At 47.7% G+C, this 22,457-nt stretch carries 13 protein-coding genes; 5 read left to right on the forward strand and 8 right to left on the reverse strand.

Translation table 11 applies throughout. From position 1 onward, the window contains the following. The first annotated feature begins 678 nt into the window (after positions 1-678). The 3 genes from HMPREF9999_RS03275 to HMPREF9999_RS03285 all read left to right on the forward strand — a co-directional run bounded on the left by HMPREF9999_RS03275 (position 679) and on the right by HMPREF9999_RS03285 (position 8,343). Entirely contained in the window at positions 679-3,720 is a 3,042-nt protein-coding gene (locus tag HMPREF9999_RS03275) for a SusC/RagA family TonB-linked outer membrane protein (protein ID WP_009436921.1), read from the forward strand. Positions 3,721-3,775: 55 nt separating this feature from the next. Continuing rightward, positions 3,776-5,431: a RagB/SusD family nutrient uptake outer membrane protein gene (locus tag HMPREF9999_RS03280; protein WP_009436922.1), complete on the forward strand. Its 1,656-nt coding sequence runs from the start codon at positions 3,776-3,778 to the stop codon at positions 5,429-5,431. Between the two features lie 341 nt (positions 5,432-5,772). After that, positions 5,773-8,343 (forward strand): TonB-dependent receptor, encoded by a 2,571-nt coding sequence (locus HMPREF9999_RS03285; protein WP_009436923.1) that lies wholly within the window; start codon positions 5,773-5,775, stop codon positions 8,341-8,343. 370 nt (positions 8,344-8,713) lie between these two features. On the opposite strand, the gene polA is transcribed toward HMPREF9999_RS03285, so the two are convergent. Beyond that, the gene (gene polA / locus HMPREF9999_RS03290; protein WP_009436925.1) at positions 8,714-11,494 is read right to left on the reverse strand and encodes a DNA polymerase I; all 2,781 of its coding nucleotides are present in this window, start codon (positions 11,492-11,494) and stop codon (positions 8,714-8,716) included. A 162-nt stretch (positions 11,495-11,656) separates the two neighbouring features. Here polA and HMPREF9999_RS03295 point away from each other — a divergent pair, with 162 nt between their 5' ends. Continuing rightward, complete coding sequence (locus HMPREF9999_RS03295; protein WP_009436926.1) at positions 11,657-12,631, forward strand: polyprenyl synthetase family protein; 975 nt, start codon at positions 11,657-11,659, stop codon at positions 12,629-12,631. 164 nt (positions 12,632-12,795) lie between these two features. Here the strand turns inward: HMPREF9999_RS03295 and upp are convergent, their stop codons facing one another. The 6 genes from upp to HMPREF9999_RS03325 all read right to left on the reverse strand — a co-directional run bounded on the left by upp (position 12,796) and on the right by HMPREF9999_RS03325 (position 20,251). Next, complete coding sequence (gene upp, locus HMPREF9999_RS03300) at positions 12,796-13,455, reverse strand: uracil phosphoribosyltransferase (protein ID WP_044063023.1); 660 nt, start codon at positions 13,453-13,455, stop codon at positions 12,796-12,798. A gap of 118 nt (positions 13,456-13,573) precedes the next feature. After that, positions 13,574-14,695, reverse strand: a complete 1,122-nt coding sequence (gldN, locus tag HMPREF9999_RS03305) for a gliding motility protein GldN (RefSeq protein WP_009436928.1) — start codon at positions 14,693-14,695, stop codon at positions 13,574-13,576. Between the two features lie 248 nt (positions 14,696-14,943). After that, positions 14,944-16,497 carry a gliding motility protein GldM gene (gene gldM, locus HMPREF9999_RS03310; protein WP_044063024.1) on the reverse strand — a complete coding sequence of 518 codons (1,554 nt, stop codon included), beginning with the start codon at positions 16,495-16,497 and terminating at the stop codon, positions 14,944-14,946. Positions 16,498-16,538: 41 nt separating this feature from the next. Next, positions 16,539-17,612 (reverse strand): gliding motility protein GldL, encoded by a 1,074-nt coding sequence (gldL, locus tag HMPREF9999_RS03315; protein ID WP_009436930.1) that lies wholly within the window; start codon positions 17,610-17,612, stop codon positions 16,539-16,541. 144 nt (positions 17,613-17,756) lie between these two features. Then, positions 17,757-19,220 (reverse strand): SUMF1/EgtB/PvdO family nonheme iron enzyme, encoded by a 1,464-nt coding sequence (locus HMPREF9999_RS03320; RefSeq protein WP_009436932.1) that lies wholly within the window; start codon positions 19,218-19,220, stop codon positions 17,757-17,759. Between the two features lie 44 nt (positions 19,221-19,264). Continuing rightward, on the reverse strand, positions 19,265-20,251 hold the full coding sequence (locus tag HMPREF9999_RS03325; protein WP_009436933.1) for a PorP/SprF family type IX secretion system membrane protein: 987 nt from the start codon (positions 20,249-20,251) through the stop codon (positions 19,265-19,267). A gap of 195 nt (positions 20,252-20,446) precedes the next feature. Between HMPREF9999_RS03325 and rpsO the strand changes: the two genes are divergently transcribed. Further along, positions 20,447-20,716, forward strand: coding sequence for a 30S ribosomal protein S15 (rpsO, locus tag HMPREF9999_RS03330; RefSeq protein ID WP_009436935.1), 270 nt, complete (start codon positions 20,447-20,449; stop codon positions 20,714-20,716). 959 nt (positions 20,717-21,675) lie between these two features. Here rpsO and HMPREF9999_RS03340 read toward each other — a convergent pair. After that, positions 21,676-22,167: a hypothetical protein gene (locus HMPREF9999_RS03340; RefSeq protein WP_157049592.1), complete on the reverse strand. Its 492-nt coding sequence runs from the start codon at positions 22,165-22,167 to the stop codon at positions 21,676-21,678. Positions 22,168-22,457 lie beyond the last annotated feature (290 nt).

Below are 22,457 nucleotides of genomic sequence, written 5' to 3' on the forward strand. Positions count from 1 at the left end.
AGCAAAAAGTGCAAAATCCCTGATATGCGCGCACACGCGCACGCGTGAGCCGGAAACTGGAGGATCATTTTTTACTTAGTTTTCCTCATTTGGTGAGAAGACTGTTTTGTCTTGTTGATTTTCTCCTTTGCAGCATCAGACTTTTCAAAAGTTCTAGTTCGACGTTCTAGATAATATGTACCCGTTTTGGCGTTTTCGGGTACACGTTCTGATGATATGTACCCATTTTGGCGTTTTCGGGTACATGTTCTAGATGATATGTACCCGTTTTGAGATACACATCCTTGCATAGCTGCTAGGAAAAGGTGAAATCATAATTCTTTTTAGTGAAGTGTTTTGTTGTGATTTTGAAAAGCAGAGATAGCAACTGAGGTGAAAATAAAAAAGTTTTGTCACTTTTTCGTCGTTTTTTCTCTCTTTTGGCCTAATTCTATCCCTATATAGTTAGGAGTATCTAGGCTGATGTTTCCTTATCTTTAATTGTGCATGAAAGAATAATTTACTTTTTTGTCAGGTTTACTTTGCTATTTCGATAGTAATTTTTACATTTGCGACCGTAGCAAGAAGAATTATAGACCTGACAAGGGCGATTGCCATTGAAAACAATACCAGAAAACTGCTGCAACCGCCATATACTTGACCGATCTATCCTAATACCTATCTATTAACCCATCGAACATGAACAACAAGTTCCATCTTTCCGATGCGTTTGTCCCCCTTTGGTACAAACACATGGCGCAACGTGCGTTGCCCCTCACTTTAGGATTGTTTGCAGTGATCGGCTCTGTGACAGCCGCTCCTACTTCGTCCTCTGAATCTACACATATTTCCGTGCAACAAGCCAAGAAGTTAGTCACCGTTACAGGTGTGGTGATGAGCGATGAAGGTGAAAAGTTGTCTGGAGTTTCTGTGACCGTGCCTGGCACTCGCCAAGCGGTGGTGACCGATGCCCAAGGGCGTTATTCTATCAAGGTTGCTGCTGGTAGTCCTCTGCAATTTTCCTTCATCGGCTATGAGCGTCATCGCGTTGTGGCAGCAGAAGGAAAACTAGATGTGACCCTTAAACTGATGGACAGTAGTTTCAACGAAGCTGTGGTCATCGGTTATGGTACGGTGCGTAAGGCAGACTTAGCTGGTTCTGTGTCGGTGATGGACTCTAAAGCGTTCAAAGATCAACCTATCACACGTGTGAGCGATGCTTTGCAAGGTCGTGTGAGTGGTGTGCAAGTCATCGGAAGTGGTATTCCTGGTGGTAGCGTGAAAATCCGCGTGCGCGGTACGGGGTCTATCCACAACAGCAACGAACCTCTCTATGTAGTAGATGGTGTAGTGCGCGAATCGGGTCTTGATGGCATCAACCCCGAAGACATCCAAAACATGCAAGTGCTTAAGGATGCTTCTTCTACTGCCATCTATGGTAGCCGTGGTGCAAATGGAGTGGTATTGATCACGACCAAGAGTGGTAAGGCTGGACAAACGCAAGTGGTGTTTGATGTGTCGCATGGTTGGTCAAATGCCACCCACATGCCCAAGGTGATGAGTACGAAGGAATATGCAGAACTGCTCACCAAGTATAAGTTTAATGGCAATGCTCCTAGCGAATTGAAGCCCTTCCTTGATGGCACTAAGCCTGGTGTAGATTGGCTCGAAAAGGTGTTACGCACTGGTCAGACGGATGACTATAAACTCTCATTGAGCAAGGGTAACAAAGATACACAACTCTACGTGTCTGCGAGCTACATGAAGCATGCAGGTGTGGTAGTAGGCACAGAGTTCCAACGCTATAGTGGAAAGGTGAATGTACACACACAAGTTTATCCTTGGCTCGAACTTACTGCCGATGTGCAGGCAGCACGCAATGAAGGTAAGGGGAGTGGCATGTTTGGCATGAATCTCGACAATGCTCTTGTGCGCGCGCTCAACTACTCTCCTGCTATGGACATGTATGAGGCAGATGGCATCAAGTTTAAGCGCGACCCTTACAATAGTATTTCAGCCGAAAACCCCTATGCTGTATTGACTGCTGTGAAAGATGACATGATGGGGCACATGATGAATGGTCGATTTGAGTTGAAGTTTAACATCGCAGATGGACTCACTTTCACCTCCACCAACAGTGCTGACTATCATGATCGTAAGGGCTATGGATTCTCGCCCAGAGTGTTGAGTTTCGGTAAGACCTCGATGCACAACAGTGACAACTTCCACCTCATGCTTCAAAGCACCAACAACCTTACCTACAATCATAAGTGGGGAGATCATAGTTTGGTGGCTACAGCGGTGTATGAAGCTACAAAGAGTGAGACACGCATGATGCTGATTTCTGGTCAACAGCTTAAGACTGATGCTGTGGAGTACTGGGATGTGAAGAATGCTGCTGTGCGCGATGAGAAGAACAACTATTCAGCTTACGCACTGCTCTCAGGAGTGGGTCGTGTGATGTACAATTATGCCGACCGCTACATGCTCACTGCTACGTTCCGTGCTGACGGTTCTAGCCGATTCTCAAAAGACAAGTGGGGCTATTTCCCCTCTATCGCTGCGGCTTGGTCCATGACCAACGAGGAGTTCATGAAACCTATGCGCAGTGTGGTGAATAATATGAAACTCCGCGCTAGTTATGGGGTGATTGGTAATCAAAACATTACCCCATATTCCACCCTCGGTTTGCTCTCTGTGATGGGCTTCAACTTTGGTGGTAAAAGTGATTTCACTGGATATAGTCCTTCGTCTGTGCCTACTCCTGATTTGACTTGGGAAAAGACTCATCAATTTGACCTTGGACTCGACGTGAGCTTCTGGAACAACCGCATCGAACTTGGGGTGGACTTCTTTGCAAAGCACACCTATGACGCACTCCTCCAACGCTCACAGTCACACTATGTGGGTGGTTTGCGCTATTGGGTGAATGCTGGTGAAATCACCAACACGGGTGTGGATCTCTCCCTCACCGCGCGCATCGTGCAAACGAACGATTTCCAATGGACTTCTACCATTAATGGTTCGTACAACAAGAATAAGGTGGTGAAACTCACTTCCGAAGAACCTATCCTTTATGGTGACTCTCCTGCTGGCGGTACAGTAGATGCTGTGAGCATCGTGAAAGAAGGTGAGGCTGTGGGCACATTCTATGGCTATGTGTGGGAAGGCATCGACAAGGATGGCAAGGATAAGTACACCGATTTCAACAAAAATGGTAAGTTGGATGCTGGTGACCGCCGTGTTTTGGGTAAGGCTAACCCTGATTTCACCCTCGGATGGAACAACAGTTTGCGCTATAAGCAATGGGAACTCAATGCGTTTTTCAATGCAGCCTTTGGTGCACAACGCCTTAATATAGCGCGCTTCTTGATGAATGCCATGCCTGGTGCTTCGGCCTTTGTCACTGATGCCGACTATGTGAAGAATATGGGTGTGACGATGCCTCGTCTTGATGCTGTGGGCAACCAAAACTATGGTAACTCTAGCAAGTGGATTGAAAATGCTGACTATCTTCGTTTGGAAAACATCAGTTTGGCCTATAACTTGACGAAGCAACAAACGAAGTTTGCCGATGTTCGCCTCTCCTTTGGTGTACAAAACCTCTTCACCATCACAGGGTATAAGGGAGCCGACCCTGCTGGTTTCTCCTTCGGCAATCATGACTACGAAAATGGTGTAGATATGGGCGGATATCCCGCACCTCGCACCTTTACGCTTGGCGCACGCTTCACTTTCTAATGGAGATGGCTGCCCAGCATCTCGTACATGTTACATCCTATAACCGCTATTTCTCATGAAATCTAAGATATTTTTTGCGGCACTTTTAGCTGCTTCTCTCTTTGGCACTACGGCTTGCTCTGATTTTCTCAACGAAGATCCCAAAGGTAAACTCGTGCCTGGTGCATATTTTAGTTCGCAAGATGAACTCAATATGAGTTTGGTGTCGCTCTTCACTAAGGTCACTGACTCACAGTCTTACACTAACATGATGTATCCTCAATGGCAGGGTGATGACATCACGGCTAATCCTGGTTCTAACAAGCAGGCTTGTGCGCAGTTAGATGCCTTTTCTGCCTCTGCCGACAACAAAGGGGTGGTGGCTGCTTGGGACAAGCACTTTGACATTATCCACGAAGCTAACTTCATCATTGATAATGCACAGCGCACTCCAACGTCAAAAGAAGAACTTAACATCGCATTGGGTCAAGCTCACTTCTGGCGTGCTTATGCTTATTTCTACCTCGTGCGCGTGTTTGGCCCACTTCCCATCAATCTACACAACGAAGATGACCACGGCACGGCTGAACTTGCTTCTGTGGAAAAGGTGTACGAGCAGATTCTCGCTGACTTGATGATGGCAGACAAGTATGAGCTTCCTGCATCTTATAAGGGTGAACCTCGCCAGATGTTTGGTGTGGATGTCTATGTGACACAGCAAGCTGTGAAATCTACGCTATCGGCTGTTTACATGGCGATGGCAGGCTATCCTCTCAACAAGGGTACTGAGTACTATGCTAAGGCTGCTGAGGCTGCAGAAGCCGTGATTCTGGGCCAAAAGGCTGGTAAGTATGATGCTAAGCTCGAAGCTGAGTGGAAAAACATCCACTCTATGGCTAATATTTACAACAAAGAAACCATCCTGGGGGTGAACAATTCTCCCAACCGTTCATGGAGTCATGACTCTCAACTCGCCAGTACAATGCTTTTTGAAAGCCTCGGAGGTTGGGGAGATGCATGGGGCGAGATTGCTTTTTGGAAGCGTATGCCCGATGGTCCTCGTAAGGCAGCCACTTATGACCCTAAGCTTTTGAAAGATGGCAAACTCTATGATTGGTGGGCTACCAAAGATGGTAAGTCTATCGCTGAGGGTAAGACAAATGCTATTGTACCAGAATATCATCCCATGTTCTCTCTCTTCACGGTGAATGATGATGGTCATGGCGGACAAATGATGGCTCCTTATGATTATACGGCAAAGAAGTGGAGAGGTATGCTTAATGGTCGTCGACACCAGGTGATTCGCTATGCCGAAGTCTTATTGTGGTATGCCGAAAGTGCTGCTCGTGCTGGCAAGGCTGACCTCTCTCTCGCTAAGGAGTGCTTGAAACTTGTGCGTCAGCGCGCTGTGGAAGCAGGAGAGGCTGAAAAAGTTCATGGTGTGAACATTGATGCCATGACGGCAGACCAGTTGGCGCAAGCTGCTTACGAGGAGCATGGCTGGGAAGTGGCTGGGCACTGGGTGTCTATGGTGACACGTCGTGCAGACCAACTTCGCATGAATGACCTCAAAAACACCTTTGCAAGCCGTGTGGCTAATCAACCTGTCGAAGTGGCACCTGGTTTTACTGCCACGGAAGCAGTGCCTGTGAGCGGAGCTTGGAATGACAATATGAACTATGCGCCATACCCTCTCCAAGAAACAGAAAAGAACTCTCGTTTGAAGCGATAATTTTTTATTCTCTCGAAAAATTATAATCTATAAAGACGAAGCTACCTCAGACTCTTGGGTTTTGAGGTAGCTTTTTCTGTGTCCCGGGGCTAATTTTCGAGGAAATGTAGTGAGGATCACGATGAATGAAGAAGAAAACATGGTAAAATACAATAAATGTTATAGGATTAGTGGTAAATCATCACTTATGAGTATTGTTCAAGAGAGAAAAATGTGAAACCTTTGCACTGAAAAATAAAGAAGGAGCAGATAATGCTCCTCGTAGATAGCGGAAGAAACATCATTTTCCTCATTATTACTCTTGAAGAATTTTAATTTGCGCTCATTTGAGTCGTTAGATTATGAAGAATAACTACGCCCTTTTCTTAGCCCTTAGTGGAGTATTATGTTCCACCTCGGCTTTTGCCACCTCAACTGTTGAGGCTTCCCAACCTTTACTTACTAACACTACAAACACACTTGCTGTTCCCACGGCGCAAGCTCCCAAAGCACAGCCTGCTCACATTGTGGGACACGTGCGCAATAGCGAAACCCAAGAATTTCTGCCTCATGTGCGTGTAGAGGTCTTGGGCACTCGCATCTCTGTGGTCACAGACGTGACGGGTCACTTCATGCTGAAAAACTTGCCCATCGGACGTTTGCGCGTGAAGGTCGATGTTCCTGGTTTTGAACCTGTGATTCACGAAGTCACCACCACCTCGGATGCTACTATCATGTCTGACTTTGAGTTGCAACCCCAGGAAGTGGCACTGAGCGATGTCGTGGTGTCTGCCACTCGTAACGCCACGAAGCGTCGTCTTGCACCTACGTTGGTCAATGTGCTCGATGCTAAGGTGTTCGACCGTACACAGAGTTCATTCCTTTCTCAAGCTTTGAAATATCAACCTGGCGTGCGCGTGGAAGACAACTGCCAGAACTGTGGTTTCTCACAAGTGCGCATTAACGGTCTGGATGGGCCTTATTCTCAAATCCTCGTAGACTCTCGTCCCGTTTATAGTGCATTGGCTGGTGTCTATGGTTTGGAACAAATCCCCACCAACATGATCGAGCGCATCGAAGTGTTGCGTGGTGGTGGTAGTGCTTTGTTTGGATCTTCTGCTATTGCAGGTGTCATCAATGTCATTACGAAAGAACCAGTGGCTTCTTCCGCTAGTGCTTCGCACGAAATCCGTGGCATCGGTGGTTTGAAGGCTTTTGAGAATACCACCAATCTCAATGCTACCTACGTCACTGACAACAACCAGATTGGAATCACCCTCTTTGGTCAGTTGCACCACCGTTCGCCTTACGATCACACCGGCGATGGCTACTCTGAAATGCCTAAGCTTGATGGTAGCAACGTGGGTATGCGTGCTTTCTTCCGCATCTCCGACTATTCTAAACTCACTGCCGAGCTACACAATACGCGTGAATTCCGCCGTGGTGGCGATTTGCTCAACGAAGAGCCCCACAATGCGCATGTGGCAGAGCAATTGCGCCACAATAACCTCACGGGTAGCCTCAATTATAACTTCGTTTCAGCCGATGCTAAGCACCGTGTGAATGCTTTTGCTTCGTTCATGAAGGTGCAACGTGAGAGCTATTATGGCGGTGGCGAGAAGACGGTGGAACAATATTTGACTCAAATCGAGAAAGATCCCTCAAGTTTCACCAAAGATGATGCTGTGGAAATGCGCAAACGCATGATCAGCTATGGTCGCACCAATGGTTTGACTAATGTGCTGGGTGCGCAATATGCTTATGACTTCGACAAGTGCTTGTTTATGCCTTCACAGTTCACTGTAGGTGTGGAGCATGCCAACGACAACTTGGAAGATAAGAGCGGATTCCGCAAAGAGTTTATCGAACAAAACGTGAACACCAACTCCCTCTACTTGCAAAATGAGTGGAAGAACGACATGTGGAGCTTCCTCCTTGGTGGTCGTCTTGACAAGCACAGCATGGTGAAGAATGCCATCTTCTCTCCTCGTGCTAATGTGCGCTTCAATCCTACCAAAGATCTCGTGCTTCGTGCCAACTATAGCGCAGGATTCCGTGCTCCACAGGTGTTTGACGAAGACCTTCACGTGGACAATGCTGGTGGTGATTTGATCACGATTGAAAACGACAAGAATCTCCACGAAGAGCGTTCCAACAGTTTCAGTCTGTCTGCCGACTGGTACACTCATTTTGGTGCATGGCAGCTGAACCTCACTGCCGAAGGTTTCTACACCGAGCTCCGCGATGCCTTCTCGCTCGTGCAGAGCAAGCGCACTGACAAGTTTGGTAATGAAGAAATTGTGAAGACCCGCACCAACTCAGATGGCGCAAAGGTGATGGGATTGAGCCTAGAAGGTCGTCTCACCTTGCCTAAGGTGTGGTCGCTCCAAGCTGGATTGACTTATCATAAGAGCCAGTGGAACAAGGAGCAAAAGTGGAATGATGACGATGCTTATGCTACTCGTCGCATGTATCGCACACCTGATGTCTATGGTTACTTCATTTCAACGTGGAATGTGACCAAGCAACTGGATTTCACCTTCACAGGTAACTTCACAGGTAGCATGTTGGTAGGTCACGAGATTCCCACAGAGGAAGATGGTAAGACCTTATCCAAGGATGCTTATCTCAATCAACTTTCTTCCAACATCAAGTATGATCGCGTGCTCTCTGGTGAGGGTCAGACCAACAAGGTGGGCGAAGTTTATGGTCCTCGCACATTTGAGACTCCTAGCTTCATGGAATTTGGGGTGAAAGCACAGTATACTTTCCCTATCTACAAGTACTATAAGGGACAAGTCTTCGCTGGTGTGCAAAACATCTTCAATGCTTACCAAGATGACTTCGACCTCGGCTACAACCGTGACTCTGCCTACATCTATGGTCCCATGGCACCTCGCACTTTTTATGCTGGTTTCCGTGTGAACTTCTAATGGCTGAAAAAGCTTTTACAGCGGCTCTCCTCGCCTTTCTCAGTGCTGAAGGATAGAAACCCTATTCTCTTGCTTATAATCGCCTGAGTTGGCTGAAAACATCTGGATTTATGCTGAACAATCCATTAGGTTGAGCCTTATGATAACGCAACGACCGCGACAAATATTCATTTGTCGCGGTCGTTTTTTTGTGAGTTCGTAAAGTAAAGTTGGAGAGTTCTCAGATAATCTCTGAGGTTTTTGAATTTATCTCGGAGCATTCTAAAATTATCTCGGAGACTTTCTTAAAAATGTCGGAGAACTTTGGAAAACTCTCGGAGATATTTTCAAGAAAGTCCGAGTTTTTAGAAGCAAATCATGGAGTGGCGCATTAGTGCGCTTCGAGCCAGTTGATTCCTTCTCCGCATTCTGCCACTAGCGGCACTTGCATTTGGAAGGCGCGCTCCATCTCTTCTACCACCAATTTGCGCACTTGCTCCAATTCTGTGGGAGGAACGGAGAAGTTTAGTTCGTCATGCACCTGAAGAATCATGCGTGTTTGCAACTTTTCTTCGCGAAGTCGGCGATCAATAGCCACCATGGCGAGTTTGATGATGTCGGCAGCTGTGCCTTGGATAGGCGCATTGACAGCATTTCGTTCGGCATATCCGCGCACGGTGGCATTGCCAGCGTTGATGTCGGCAAGGTAGCGACGACGACCAAACTGCGTGGTGATGTAGCCCGTTTGCTTGGCGCGCTCGATACTCTCGTTCATGTAGTCGCGCACTTTGGGATAGGTGGCAAAATAGTTTTCAATCAATTCCTTTGCTTCTCCGCGAGACACGCCCATGCGTTCGCTCAGTCCAAAGGCGGAGATGCCATAGATGATGCCGAAATTGGCTGTTTTAGCCTTGCGTCGCTCATCTCTGTCCACCTCCTCCACGGTCTTGTGGAAGATGCGTGCTGCAGTGGCGGCATGAATGTCTAATCCACTGTTGAAGTCTGCCACCATGTGGGGGTCTTGGCTCAGATGCGCCATGATGCGCAACTCGATTTGCGAATAGTCGGCACTGAAGAATACTTCTCCCTCCTCGGGCACGAATGCACGACGAATCTCACGACCATCTTCCCCTCTCACAGGGATATTTTGGAGGTTGGGATTGGAGGAAGATAAACGTCCAGTGGCAGTTACGGCTTGGTTGAACGACGTGTGGATATGTCCCGTTTCGGGGTGAATCAATTTGGGCAATGCTTCAACATAGGTGGAGAGGAGTTTTTTCAAAGCGCGATGTTGCAAGATTTTCTCCACGATGGGGTGCTTATCTCTCAAAGATTCCAGCACTTCTTCCGAAGTGGAATACTGTCCTGTCTTGGTCTTCTTCACCTTGGCTGAGATTTGCAATTCATCAAACAGCACGGCACCCACTTGTTTAGGTGAGGTGATGGTAAATTCATGTCCAGCGAGGGTGTAGATTTCACCTTCCAATTGTTGCATTCTTTCGGTGAAGTTGCGCCCCGTCTCCTCGAGAGCAGTTGTGTCAAGGCGCACACCATTGCGCTCCATACGAGCCAGCACAGGCAGGAGTGGCATCTCAATATCGGTGAACACTGAAGTAACCTCATATTTCTCCATCTCTTCCTTCAAGATGGGGTAGAGGCGCAGTGTAACATCGGCATCTTCGCAAGCATAGTCCACGATGTCTTTTGGGGCAAGGTCAGCCATGTTGCGCTGAGTGCGGCCGCTACCGATGAGGGCTTCAATGGGAATGGTGCGATAATGCAGGTATTTCTCCGCCAGCAAGTCCATGTTGTGTCGCTGTTCGGGCTGCACCACATAGTGCGCAAGCATGGTGTCGAAAAGTGGACCTGCAACTTCTACATCATAGTGTGAGAGTACCAACAAATCGTATTTGAGATTTTGTCCCACTTTCTCTATTGAAGGGTGCTCAAAGAAAGGACGAAATGCATCGACCATGCGTTGCGCTGCCTCCGTTTCACGTGAAACAGCTACATACCAGGCAGTTCCGTCTTCCACAGCAAAGCTCATACCCACGAGTTGTGCCTGCATGGCATCAACAGAAGTGGTCTCAGTGTCGAAAGCCACTTGGGAGAATGTCAAAAGATTTCGGCATGATTCTTGTGCGTCCTCTTCGCTTTCAATGAGATGATATTGGTGAGGGTGGTCGGTAAGTGTGCTGAGATTCTCTTGGAAATCCAAAGTCGTCTCTTCGTCTGTGTTAGTGGCCGTGACAAAGGCTTGAGAGAAGAGGTCGGGTTCTGCTGAGGGGGCAGCTGTGGCTGGTGCATCTCCAGTGAGTCGTCGGAGGAAGGTGCGAAACTCGAGGTCTTCGTAGAGTGCCACCAAGGCCTCCTTGTTCGGAGTCTTACGCTGCATGTCGTCCCACGTCACGTCGATGGGAACGTCTGTGACGATGGTAGCCAAGATTTTTGACTCACGAATTTGCTCCACATGCTCCTCTACCTTCTTTTTGAGTGCCCCTTTCAGTTGGTCGGTGTGGGAGAGTAGTCCTTCGATGCTTCCAAAGTCTGCAAGAAGTTTCACGGCTGTTTTCGCACCCACTCCAGGACAACCTGGGATGTTGTCGGCAGAGTCGCCCATCAGACCGAGTAGATCGATGACTTGTAGAGGATTCTCCACCTCAAACTTCGTCTTCACCTCTTCCACTCCGAGGCGTTCATAGCCTTTTGCGCCCGATTGTGGACGAAGCATGCTCACTCCTGGTTGCACGAGTTGCGCATAGTCTTTATCGGGAGTGACCATCACCACCTCAAGTCCTTCTTTTGCAGCGCGATGTGCGAGAGTGCCAATCACATCGTCGGCTTCGTAATTAGGCACTTCCACCATAGTGATGCCATAAGCCGTGAGAAAGTCTTTTATCACGGGAACAGCCCAACGGATATCTTCGGGAGTTTCATCGCGCGTGGCTTTATATTCGGGAAATTGTTCGTGACGGAAAGTGCCGCCTGGGGGATCAAAGGCGACGGCTACGAAGTCTGGGTTTTCCGTACGGAGGAGTTCTTCAAGAGTGTTGATAAAGCCGAAAGCGGCTGAGGTATTTTGACCTTTGCTGTTGATGCGTGGCGAGCGGATTAAGCCATAATAGGCTCTAAATATCAGCGCGTAGGCATCTAGAAGCATGAGTTTCTGCATATTTCAAATAGTTTGAACTTCAAAAGTACGCAAAAGAATTGAGTAACTGCGCTTTTTTTGTACTTTTGTCGGGTAAAAGTTTTACACTTCACGTTTATTTTCCCCCTGTTTAGGGAAGAACGTTTTATTCCTCTCCCCCCAACAACACAAGACGCTCGCAATATGAAAGAACTGGAAAGCATCAAACTTCCTATACTCGCTGAACTAGAACGCTATGCTGCGTTGTTTGATGAAGTATTGACCCATGAAGAAGAGTTCATGAGTCAAGTGCTCTCTTATGTGCGAAGTCGTAAAGGCAAGATGATGCGGCCGGTGTTGGTGCTGCTCTTGGCAAAAGAGTTGGGCACTATTGGTGAGTCTACTTTGCGCAGTGCAGTCACGCTCGAATTGCTCCACACTTCTTCGCTCATTCATGATGATGTGGTGGATGAAAGCGAAGAACGACGTGGAAGAGCTAGTGTACACCAAATCTATGACAACAAGATAGCAGTATTGTTAGGGGACTATATGTTGGCACAAACCCTTGAACAATCGGCACTCACAGAGAGTGTGCGTGTGGTAGAGGCGGTGGCGCGTTTAGGGGCCACACTTGCTGAAGGAGAAATCATGCAACTCACTGCTGTGCATAAGGCTTCTATTTCAGAATCAGCCTATTTCTCCATCATCACTCGTAAGACGGCTTCGCTCTTTGAGGCTTGTGGTTCGTTGGCTGCACTTTCTATGCGAGCCAGTGAGGAGGTGGTGCAACGATATCGCCGTCTTGGAGAGTTGATCGGCTTGTGTTTCCAAATTCGTGACGACATTTTTGATTATTACGATGATGCTGCTATCGGAAAACCCCGAGGTAAAGATATGGCAGAGGGAAAACTCACACTGCCTGTCATAGCTGCTCTCAAACTTTCCCAATCTGCTGAGGCGAAGGAAGTAGCTCTCCGCGTGAAACAAGGAGAATCTACTGCTGAAGAGCGTGAATGGCTCGTAGAATTTACCAAAGAAAATGGTGGCATTGCCTATGCAGAACAAAAGATGCAGGAACTCAGTGAAGAAGCACGCCAGATTGTGGCTAGTTTCTCTAATGAGGCAGTCAAAGCTTCCCTCATTTCCTACATTGATGTGGTAGTGGGCCGCAATTATTAAGCCGTTTTCTTTTATAGCTCTGCCGATTTATGATATCTTCTTCTTCTGTTATGGCATAGCTCACCACTGCAAGACTCCCACATAAGGTAGAAGATAAAAAATACGGTGGATGATTCTCAAGAATCATCCACCGTATTTGTATTTTACGCAGTTTGTCTCTGTGGTTAGTCTGAGAGCTTGTCACCATAGCAGAGGTCGCCAGCATCACCCAAACCAGGCACGATATAGGCTTGTTCGTTGAGGATGGGGTCAACAGCTGCAATCCATAGCGTAACATCGTCAGAGGGGAAGAGTTCCTTCAAACGGGCCACACCTTCTTCACAGCCAATCACCGCGCAGATGTGGAGCTTTTTAGGAGTGCCCTTGGTGAGGTAAGCCTGATAAGCGAGGTTGAATGAACCGCCAGTAGCCAACATGGGGTCAACAAGCATGAAGGTGCTACCATCGAGGTTAGGAGAAGCAATGTATTCCACGCAGATTTCGATGTCGTCCTTACGGCCTTCCTTGCGGTAAGCACTCACAAATGCGCTATCTGCATCGGAGAATACTTCTAGGAAGCCTTCGTGAAGCGCAAGACCAGCGCGCAATACAGTGCCGATAACGATGCGATCGTCGATGGTGCTTACCTCAGCAGGGGCAAGGGGAGTTTGGAGCGTCTTGCGCGAATAATCAAGCGTTTTAGACACTTCATACGCCATGGCATGACCGATGCGACGGAGGTTTTGGCGGAACCAAGCGCGATTCTTCTGTACATCGATGTCGCGAAGTTCAGCGAGATAGTTGTTAATGACGGTGTTTTGTTCGGAGAAGTTGATGACTTTCATATATAGAAATTGTTGTAGCGATGGAAAAGGATGCGTAGTAGCCCGTAAAAAAGGTGTCTCCTTAATGGAAACACCCATCGTGCACTGCGAGGATGTCTAGCAGAGCTACGGAATAAAATTAATGTCGTTGTCGGCGAACGGAGATTGTTCCCGACTTACTAGAAGAAGTGGTCTTTGGTTTAGGAGCTTTGGCAGCTTTAGGAGTGGAAGTTTTGGTAGATGAACGGCGGCTGCTACGACGACTCTTGGTAGACGTTGAAGTTTTGTCTTCTATCAGGGTAGAGTCGGAAGACTGTGCAGCGTTGGCTTTCGCATCTTCTGCCAAACTTTGCTCTCGACTACCCCACATGTGTTGTTGGAAATCCTTGATTTCTTGTTCGATGCGTTCACGCACCTTTGTTTGTGCTGAATCGCTTTCTGCCATCTGTGCGATGGTTTTGTCTTGGAGATTCTTGGTTTGATAAATCTCTCCGCGATATTGAGAGGTATTGAAGTAGTCGTCGGCAGAAATCTCTGAAGCATTGTTGAGATTACTAGCCATCAGCGAGAGTTTTGCCAAGTGAGGAGCGGCTTCTTCGTAGTTCACCCAAAAGAGTGGCGTGCTTTGCACCTGACCATCTCCAAAATCGCTCACTACAATAGGACATAGTGCCAGTACCTTTGAGCGGAAAGTACCAGTTTGTTGATCGAAATAAACACTCTCTTTGATGTAATAGCGTTTCACGTCCTCAGAAGGAAGGTCAGCATCATTGACACGGAGACGACCTTCGTTGGCTTCGTAGAAGATGTGGTTATCGTCCATAATCTTCTTGCCCTTGATCACGTGTTTCTCATCGAAGTGCTCAATCGCATCAGGAGTGTATTCGTAAGCATTTATCTTACCTTTGAGAATCAAATGAAAGAGATGAACGAAGAGGTTCTCCCGTCCAGAGGAGGGAGTGATGGGATAGTAGAGGGGAGCATTCGCATCCTCGGTGAGTTTGAGCATACGATACACATCGCGACGCCATGCCGCATTGTCGGGCATAGGGGCAGCGGTGGGAAACTCACGGATGCTGCCGCGCTGAGCTGCGTTGCGTGTCGTGTTGTTGCTTGCTTTGCTACCCGTGTTGGCTGCATTGTCAGCATTTTGTCCTGCGTTACTGCCAGTTGCTGCGGCTTCTCGCAAGCGTGCTGGAGGCTGCGCCACACTGTGTGCCGCGAAGAGAAGCAGGACGAGGGAAAGAAGTATTCTATACATACGGATATGTTGGGGAATCTTGTGCGTGGTTAGCTATAATCTATGGAATTGTTCGGAGATTTGATTGTAGATACAAAGTTCTCAAGATAGATATCACGAGACTTATGTCTATTCTTTAACTGCTGATATCTAGTGGCTATAATCTACTGTCTAACCTCTAATCTCTAAATTCGCTTGATGTGGGAGTATTAAGGAGCTATGATACTCTAACGTCTAAATTCTAACGTCTAATCTCTAATATCTACCCTCTAATTGATAATGACTTCTATCGAACCATTGAGCGTTCTTTCGATACCATCAGGACCAACGGCATGGACATTACTGATGTAGAAGCGTTTGCCGCGTGAAAGACCGCGAATGAGTTCGCGCTGTGCATCGGTGAAGTTAGCTCCAGCAGAGGGACGTGGCAGCACGTTGCCTAAGCGGTCGAAGAACACGCATTCAAAGGACTGAACGCGGAAGGGGATGTTTAGCAGACCATCGTCAATGGCAGCATCGAGTTTTGTGGCACCTATTACGCTACCTTTGGCGATGCGACCACCGCGGAATTGGTCACTACCGATGGTGATGTAGGCTTGAGGATCGGGCAACTTGCGAACTTTGAAGGAGAAAGCACCCATAGTTTGGGTTTTGCCCCCTACTTCTCCCGTCACGGTGAATTGCACATCTTGTCCCACGTGAGCAGGGCGTGCCACATACTTACCATTGCCGCGAGAAGTCAGCGATCCACCCGTCATTGATAAATGAATCTTATCGGCAACGATGCCCGAGGCACTCACCGAAATGGGGTTGTCGTAGCCAGCATAGAGCACATTCATCAAGTCTGCTGCCACGGTAGCTCCTGTGGGTGGAGCAATGACAGTGTAGTGTTGTGAAAATTCGCGGCGCACCATTTCTCCCGAAGCGTTGGGGAAGGTGATATAACCACGGAAATCATAAGTGCCTGGTGCACCCACGCGAAAGTTATAACGTCCGTCGGCTGCGATGCGACGGCCATTGACGTAAATCTCGGGTCGTTGAGTAGTGTCCACCGCAGCCATGAAGATGTGCGAGCGGAACTCGTCCCCAGGGAAGAGAGTAGTTGCTTCGGGCAACACGTACGCATTGAGTTCGTTCACACGAATGTCCTTCACGCCAATGTTGGCAGCGAGCGTGTGTAGCACTTCGCCTTCAGCTTTGCGCACATCACTCTGTAGCTTGCTGAGCATCGTGATGGCTGCAATAGAAGGCATCGACTCAAACATATATTCTTGCCAATTCTTCCCCATGTTGTCCGTAGACTTCGGCACTTCTGTGGAGAGATTAGCAGCCACGATGGCTTGTTTGCGACGGTCAGTGATAAAAGCTGTCACAAAGTTGCGATAGCGATTAATACGTTCGTAGAGTTTACGACCGCGGCGAGTCGTAGGATCCAGCATCACAGCTGCTGCACCATCGAGGTCTTCTTTGTTGCGCAGTGCTGTAGGATTGCCCTCTGCACCATCCACTTCGCGAGCAATCGCCCATTTCAGAGCCTCAACCTCTTGACAAATGCTGTCGGAAGCAGCTTTCACGGCCTGTGCTTTCTCCCAAAAAGGCTTCACCTTGGTAGGATTGGCACGATATTGTTGTTGAAAGTCGGCTAAAATCGTCTCATTCTCGCGCTCTGTGTTCGTAGTAGTGCGCGTCAAACTCTCGCCCACAAGGTCAAAACCCTTGAGTACGTCGTTCGACACATTGAGTGCCAGCATAGCCATGAGCACGACATACATGAGGTTAATCATCTTTTGTCGTGGGGATATGGGACGTTTCTTTACAGACATTGTAGGCTAGAAGTTTATATTTGACGTGCGAGATGGTAAAACTAGAGAGAAGAGGTAGCTCCCTCGTTAGTGGTAGCCATAGGATTTCCCATGACATTGAGGGTTTGCATCATACGGCTGTAGATGCGATTCACCTCTTCAATCTTCGCAGCAAGTTGTTGCGTTTGGTTGTTGATTTCTTCGATGGTGGTCACTTGGCGTGAGATAGAAGCGAAATGGAGGTCGTACACCTTGTTGATTCCAATGAGCGTGCGATTGAGGTTCTCCATCTCTTGTGAGTCGCGAGTGAGTCGCGCACTCTGTTCGTCCACCTTCGCGAGTGTATCGTTGAGGGTGCGGAGCTTAGCGATATAGTCTTCCGTCGCAGCTTCCATGTCGGGTGAAAGCACCGCTTGTGTACGGCGGAGCAATTCATCGTTAGCCAAACGGATGATGTCAGAGAGTTGTTGTGCGCTCTGTGCCACCGTCTCTTGACCTTCGGGAGCATCGTAGTGTGCTGCCACGGCAGGTGAAAGGGCTGATGCTACTTCGGGTGATACTCCAGCAGGAGATTGTGTGTGGTCAGCGGTAGTTTGCGCACCTTCTGTTGAAGTTTGCATCGCATGAAGGGCAGATTGTGCAGCTGCAGCCGCTTGTTGTGCAGTAGCGATGGCTGCTTGTGCCATGTTGTTGGCTGGTTGTGCTTCGCCCTGTGCCACAGCTTGTGCCACGATTTCAGAAGATGCCCCTTCCATTTGTGGTGCAGTTATTTCTTCAGCTAGAGCTACCTGAGCGATAGCGACTTGAGCAGGAGCAACTTGTGCTTGAGTCACTTGAGGTTCCCACAATCCTTCTGCGCGTTCGATCTCTTCGTCCGTTTCAAAATCCTTAGGCAATTCCTTGCCAATCTCCTTCTTATCAAACGGACGGTCGAAAGCTGCGAGGAAGAACACCACAGCTTCCGTACCCATACCCAAGAAGAGCATGATGTTACCGCCTGGTAGGTGCGTGAGTTTGAAGAGCGCACCCAAAATCACGATGGCAGCACCCCAAGAATAGGCATAGTTGAGGAAGGTTTGTCCTGGCACACTGTCCATCCAGTGTTGCAGACGAATGACGATATTGAGTTTGGACATCTCGTTTGTCGTTAGAGAGTTGACGTTTGAAGTTGGTGAGCAGAAAATTCTGCTGCAAAAAGAGCGTGAACTTTCGCTGGTTCTTTGTGCTAGATGGCGTTTCTTCTCCTATCAGGGAGGAAGGCTTTCGGAGTAGCTACTCGTTTATTTCCCCTTCTTGCTCGAAGCTGAGGCACTCACAGTAGCGGCTTTAGAGCGAACGCAACGGAAGCCGATGTAGGAACGTGGTTGATTTTGATATTCCCAAGTGCGCCATGCCGAGCGGATGTAGGACAGAGGATCTTTCCACGAACCACCGCGCACACTCTTACGTTTCAAGAAATAGGGGTCTTCTTTGGCAGCGTCGTAGCGCAATTCGGGATTGACATCTGCCATTGACTGTACTCCAGCTTCGGTGAACACGGTATTCGTCCATTCTGCTACATTACCTGCCATGTCGAACAATCCATTTTCGTTGGCACCATACTGACCAGCGCGCGAAGTAATCAAGTTGCCATCTTCGGTGTAATTACCGCGGTCGGGCTTAAAGTTGGCAAAGAAACATCCATTCTTGTCTTGGGTTGCTGCGCCTTCCCAAGGATAGGTGTGCCCTTCCTTGCTGCGTGCTGCATATTCCCATTCCACTTCAGAAGGCAAGCGATAGCGTTGGATGTAGCGTGCTTCAGGGCCCATGCCGCGGAGCAGATATTCCGTGCGCCATGCGCAGAAAGCCTGAGCTTGTTCCCACGTCACACCCACCACGGGGTAGTCGTTGTAGGCAGGAGAAGAGAAATAATTCTTTAGATATGTTCCATTATTGGCATTGGGGAAGTCATTCACCCAAACGGTAGTATCAGGATATACGGGAACAATGTAGGTGTTCAAGAAATCATACAAAGACGAAAGCGGACGATTGATGGTTTCACGCACGATGTCGCCATTGTCGTTGATGTAGGCAGTGTCTTTGGAAATCATCACTGGAGCATCGTTGGCTTCAAAGTCCGTGTTCAAATTGCGTTCTTTGGGATCCAAACGATATTTGCGCAGTGCCGCCTTTTCATAGTCGAAAACCTCATAGCGGTAGTTCATCTGGCGCGTGTCGAGCATCTTTGTGCCGTCAATGGGGTGTGTGCGATACACACTGTTGAGCGCGCGCTCTTGGTCTTCATTGGGCTTGCGCCATGGGAGTGGCTTGTTCCAGTTGAGATGAGGCTTCACGGGGTCGCCATATTTGTCCACCTCAATCTTGTAGGTCTCATCCCCACCATAGGCTGGATTTGCCATGCGTTCGCGCAAGATGCTGTCGCGCACCCACTCCACAAACTGGCGATACATGGAGTTGGTCACTTCCGTCTGATCCATCCAAAAACCATCCACAGAGATGTCTTTCTGGGTTGTGGGTAGTCCCCATAAACTATCGTTTTCGGTAAGTCCCACTTTCAGGTAGCCACGTTTCACCTCGACCATGCCATAAGGCGTGGGTTCGAGCGGGATGGACGAGCGTGAACCTGTCACCTCTCCACCATTGCGCATGGCGAGCGAACTGCCGCCAAAGCAGGAAGAGAGCATCGTGGTAAGCATGAGCAAACCAGCGAAGAAGGAAAGCGTATATCGATGAGTTTTAATCATATTCTTGTGAATTGAATAGGGAGTTGTCGAGGGTGGCATCGGTTTTACAACCACCTCACACTTTTGTGCATATTTCGCTGCTTTTTACCTAGGTCAATGGGAAGGCGATAGGCTATCACAATTTCATGTTGCCCAGCTCCTAAGCCCAGACCAGAGGTGTTGGCTTCGTAGCCATAACTGATGTCGATGCCTTGAAGCGTACCGCCCACAAAGAGTCCAACGCTGCGCTGTGGAGCGTAATTGATACCTGCGAAAATCAGTCTGTTTTCAAACTTGTATTGTCCGCGCAGGGTGAGATCCACTCGATAGTCGGTGAAATCACTGCGAAACATGGCAGACGGAGTTATCGTGAATAACGGCGAACTGGTGTGGATATTGTATTGAGTACCCACATTTAACACACCGCGAATCGGCAATTCGTGAGTTTCACCTAGTCTCACCGTGGGAGATGCCAAGTGATGATAGGCTGCCGAAAGGCGAAATCCCTTGCGTTGGTAGTATGAACCTACGGATAAATCGAAAGCTGAACCATTCACTTGAGCCGTGGGGAAGGCAGGGTCGTTTTTATCGCCTAAGTCAGCCTTAGAACCGTCTATGCCTTCTTGGAGCATATCCGCTTGAAGTCCGAGGGCAATCGTTCCTCCGCGCCATCTTTGATGATAGGCATACTGGAGTGAGAACCGCTTGTGCGAAAACAGACCAATGTTGTCGTTGAGAAACATAGCACCAACACCATGGTAGGTGCGCCCAAGTGCAAAAGCCATGTCTGCTCCAGCCCACATGGTGTTTCCCGCTTGCTCATAGCCCATGGCGTGGGTTTGCACTGCACCTTGAATGCTCAGTTGGGGCGATTGTCCCACGGCAGCAGGGTTCCACTGTGTTTCCATGCGCCAATAGTGGAGAAAGGCAACGTCCTGTTGTGCCTGCACACGATTTGCACCCATTCCTGCAAGAAGAACGAGCAGCACCATCGCTACACGCACCAATTTGTGCTGTGCGAGGAACACATGTCGAGGATGGTAATCGGTCATTTCCAGCTACAAAGTTACAACAAACACGCTGTGCCACCAATTTTTGTTGCCCTTTTATGGCAAAAAACACTTCATAATCATTGTTTTCTCCATAAAATTAGAGGGAAATTTGGTGTGTTAATCAAAATATCGTACCTTTGCCCTGCTATGCCCGAAAGCTAGCCACTTTTTATTCATTTATCAAATCTACTCAACATGTACTTAGATTCTGCAAAGAAGAGTGAGATCTTTGGACAATACGGAAAGTCCAACACCGACACTGGTTCTGCTGAAAGCCAAGTTGCGCTGTTCTCCTACCGTATCAGTCACTTGACGGAACACATGCGCTCTAACCGTAAAGATCATGCCACTGAGCGTTCACTTGTGAAACTCGTAGGTAAGCGTCGTGCTCTCCTTAACTACCTTAAGGACCGCGATATCGAACGCTACCGTGCCATCGTTAAGGCTTTGGGTCTCCGCAAGTAATCCCGAACTTGACTTTTTTAGGTTATGGTATAGCTCCCATGCTCCTCGTGAGTGTGGGAGCTTTTTTGTTTGCACCTTGTTTTGCCGTGCATCCCTATATAGATATGGGAGGATATAGCCACAAAGTGTGAAAAATCAGCGGAAAAGTGCACTTTTTCCTTGATACATCCTCTGAAATGCTATTTGAAGATTGCAGAATTATTGGTTTTGTGTGTCTAGGCGTATAAGCCTCGTCTTATTATTGTCATAGTCTTGGCATGCCCTTGCTTTTCGTTCCTTGCTCGTCCATATCATTACTCGGCAGTAGTTGTCATTTTATGTACCTCGCATGGGGCGATGCTTCCTGAGATGTTGTCGTTAATGAGGTAAAGAGTTGTCGTTGGTAGCCAACATGGTGTTGTGATTCCTCCAAAATGTGCCTTCTCGCGTGCGTGTACGTGCGCGCCCAACAGCAATTTTGCACTTTTTGCTTTCACAACCTTCACACTTGTCTCCTTTTCTGTCCCAGTTTGAGGATAGAAATGAGGGAGTTACAACAAAAAACCTCCCACGTTTTTCAGATTAGCTCCGACCTATTGCTCCATATCTCCGATTTTCTCCAAAATAGCCACTCTTTTCATGAAAAACTTATTGTTTTGTACCGTTCCAGATTTAGCAATTTTTCTCGCCTTTTGCCTCCTCTTTTTCTATATTTTCTCGCCTCGCAGTATGAAACTCCAAAAGAATGTTTACAAAGAAGGCATAATTACCTTTGTTTCAGTTGCTTGCACGACTATCTGTGAAGGTTGTGAAAGCAAAAAGTGCTATTTGCAGGGTGCGCGCGCGTACGCGCACGCGAGAGACCTTGATTTTACGTTTGTTTACATCACAATTTCCCTCTGAGCATAGTCGTGTAGATTTTCTTACTTTCAAGATTGAAGTGCAAAGCACATTTCCTGCCACAGCATGTTCGTAGCAAGTTATTTCCAAGATTTATATTTGAGCACATTTCCCTCACGCCAAATCTTATGCTTAGTTCGACTGCGCAAGAATGAAGGTTTTTTGTAAATTTCGGAGTCTTCGCCTATCCCTGACCAATCATTTACAAACTCTATAGAGAAATTAGGTGCAGGAGTGTATTTGTAGGCAAAAGCGTAGTTGTCGAAGACTACTTTCGCCTTACCTTCCGACACCACAACAATCACTAACTCTGGTGCTTCATCTTGGTCATAGAACCATCCACCGAAGCAAAGAGCAAAGCTCTTGTCATCAAGGGGAATCTGCAAGAAGCGAGACTTGTCTTTATATAGCGTGATATTGCCACAATTATACAAGGGATCCCCTGTGTAGTATGAGAGGATACTCTTTCCCTTATGCTCTATAGAGAATCCATTATAGTTTTCGCGGTTTACGCGAGAGTCGTCTACACTATTTAATTTGATGGTGTAAGTGTCTCCTTGAGAGTTCTTCACTGAATAAGTGTGAAGCGTGTATACTTTGTACTTGGGGTCATTCAGTGACACTGTATAGCTATCTCTTATTAAAGGGAGAAAGACCTCTTTCACAGAAAAATCTGAGCTAGTTTTCCATTCAAAAATAGATTGAGATGTTTGTGCAAAGGTGGCTAGTTCTAAGAGTGAGAACAGAACCAAAAGAATAGAACGTATCATAAACATTAGTTTTTGTAGAATAAAATTCAATCGTAGCGTCAATGGGTAAGGGCAAAATTAAACTATTCTTTTGAATAACTCTGCTTTTGGTG

This window comes from Alloprevotella sp. oral taxon 473 str. F0040 (assembly GCF_000318095.2).
In the GTDB taxonomy this organism is placed as follows: domain Bacteria; phylum Bacteroidota; class Bacteroidia; order Bacteroidales; family Bacteroidaceae; genus Alloprevotella.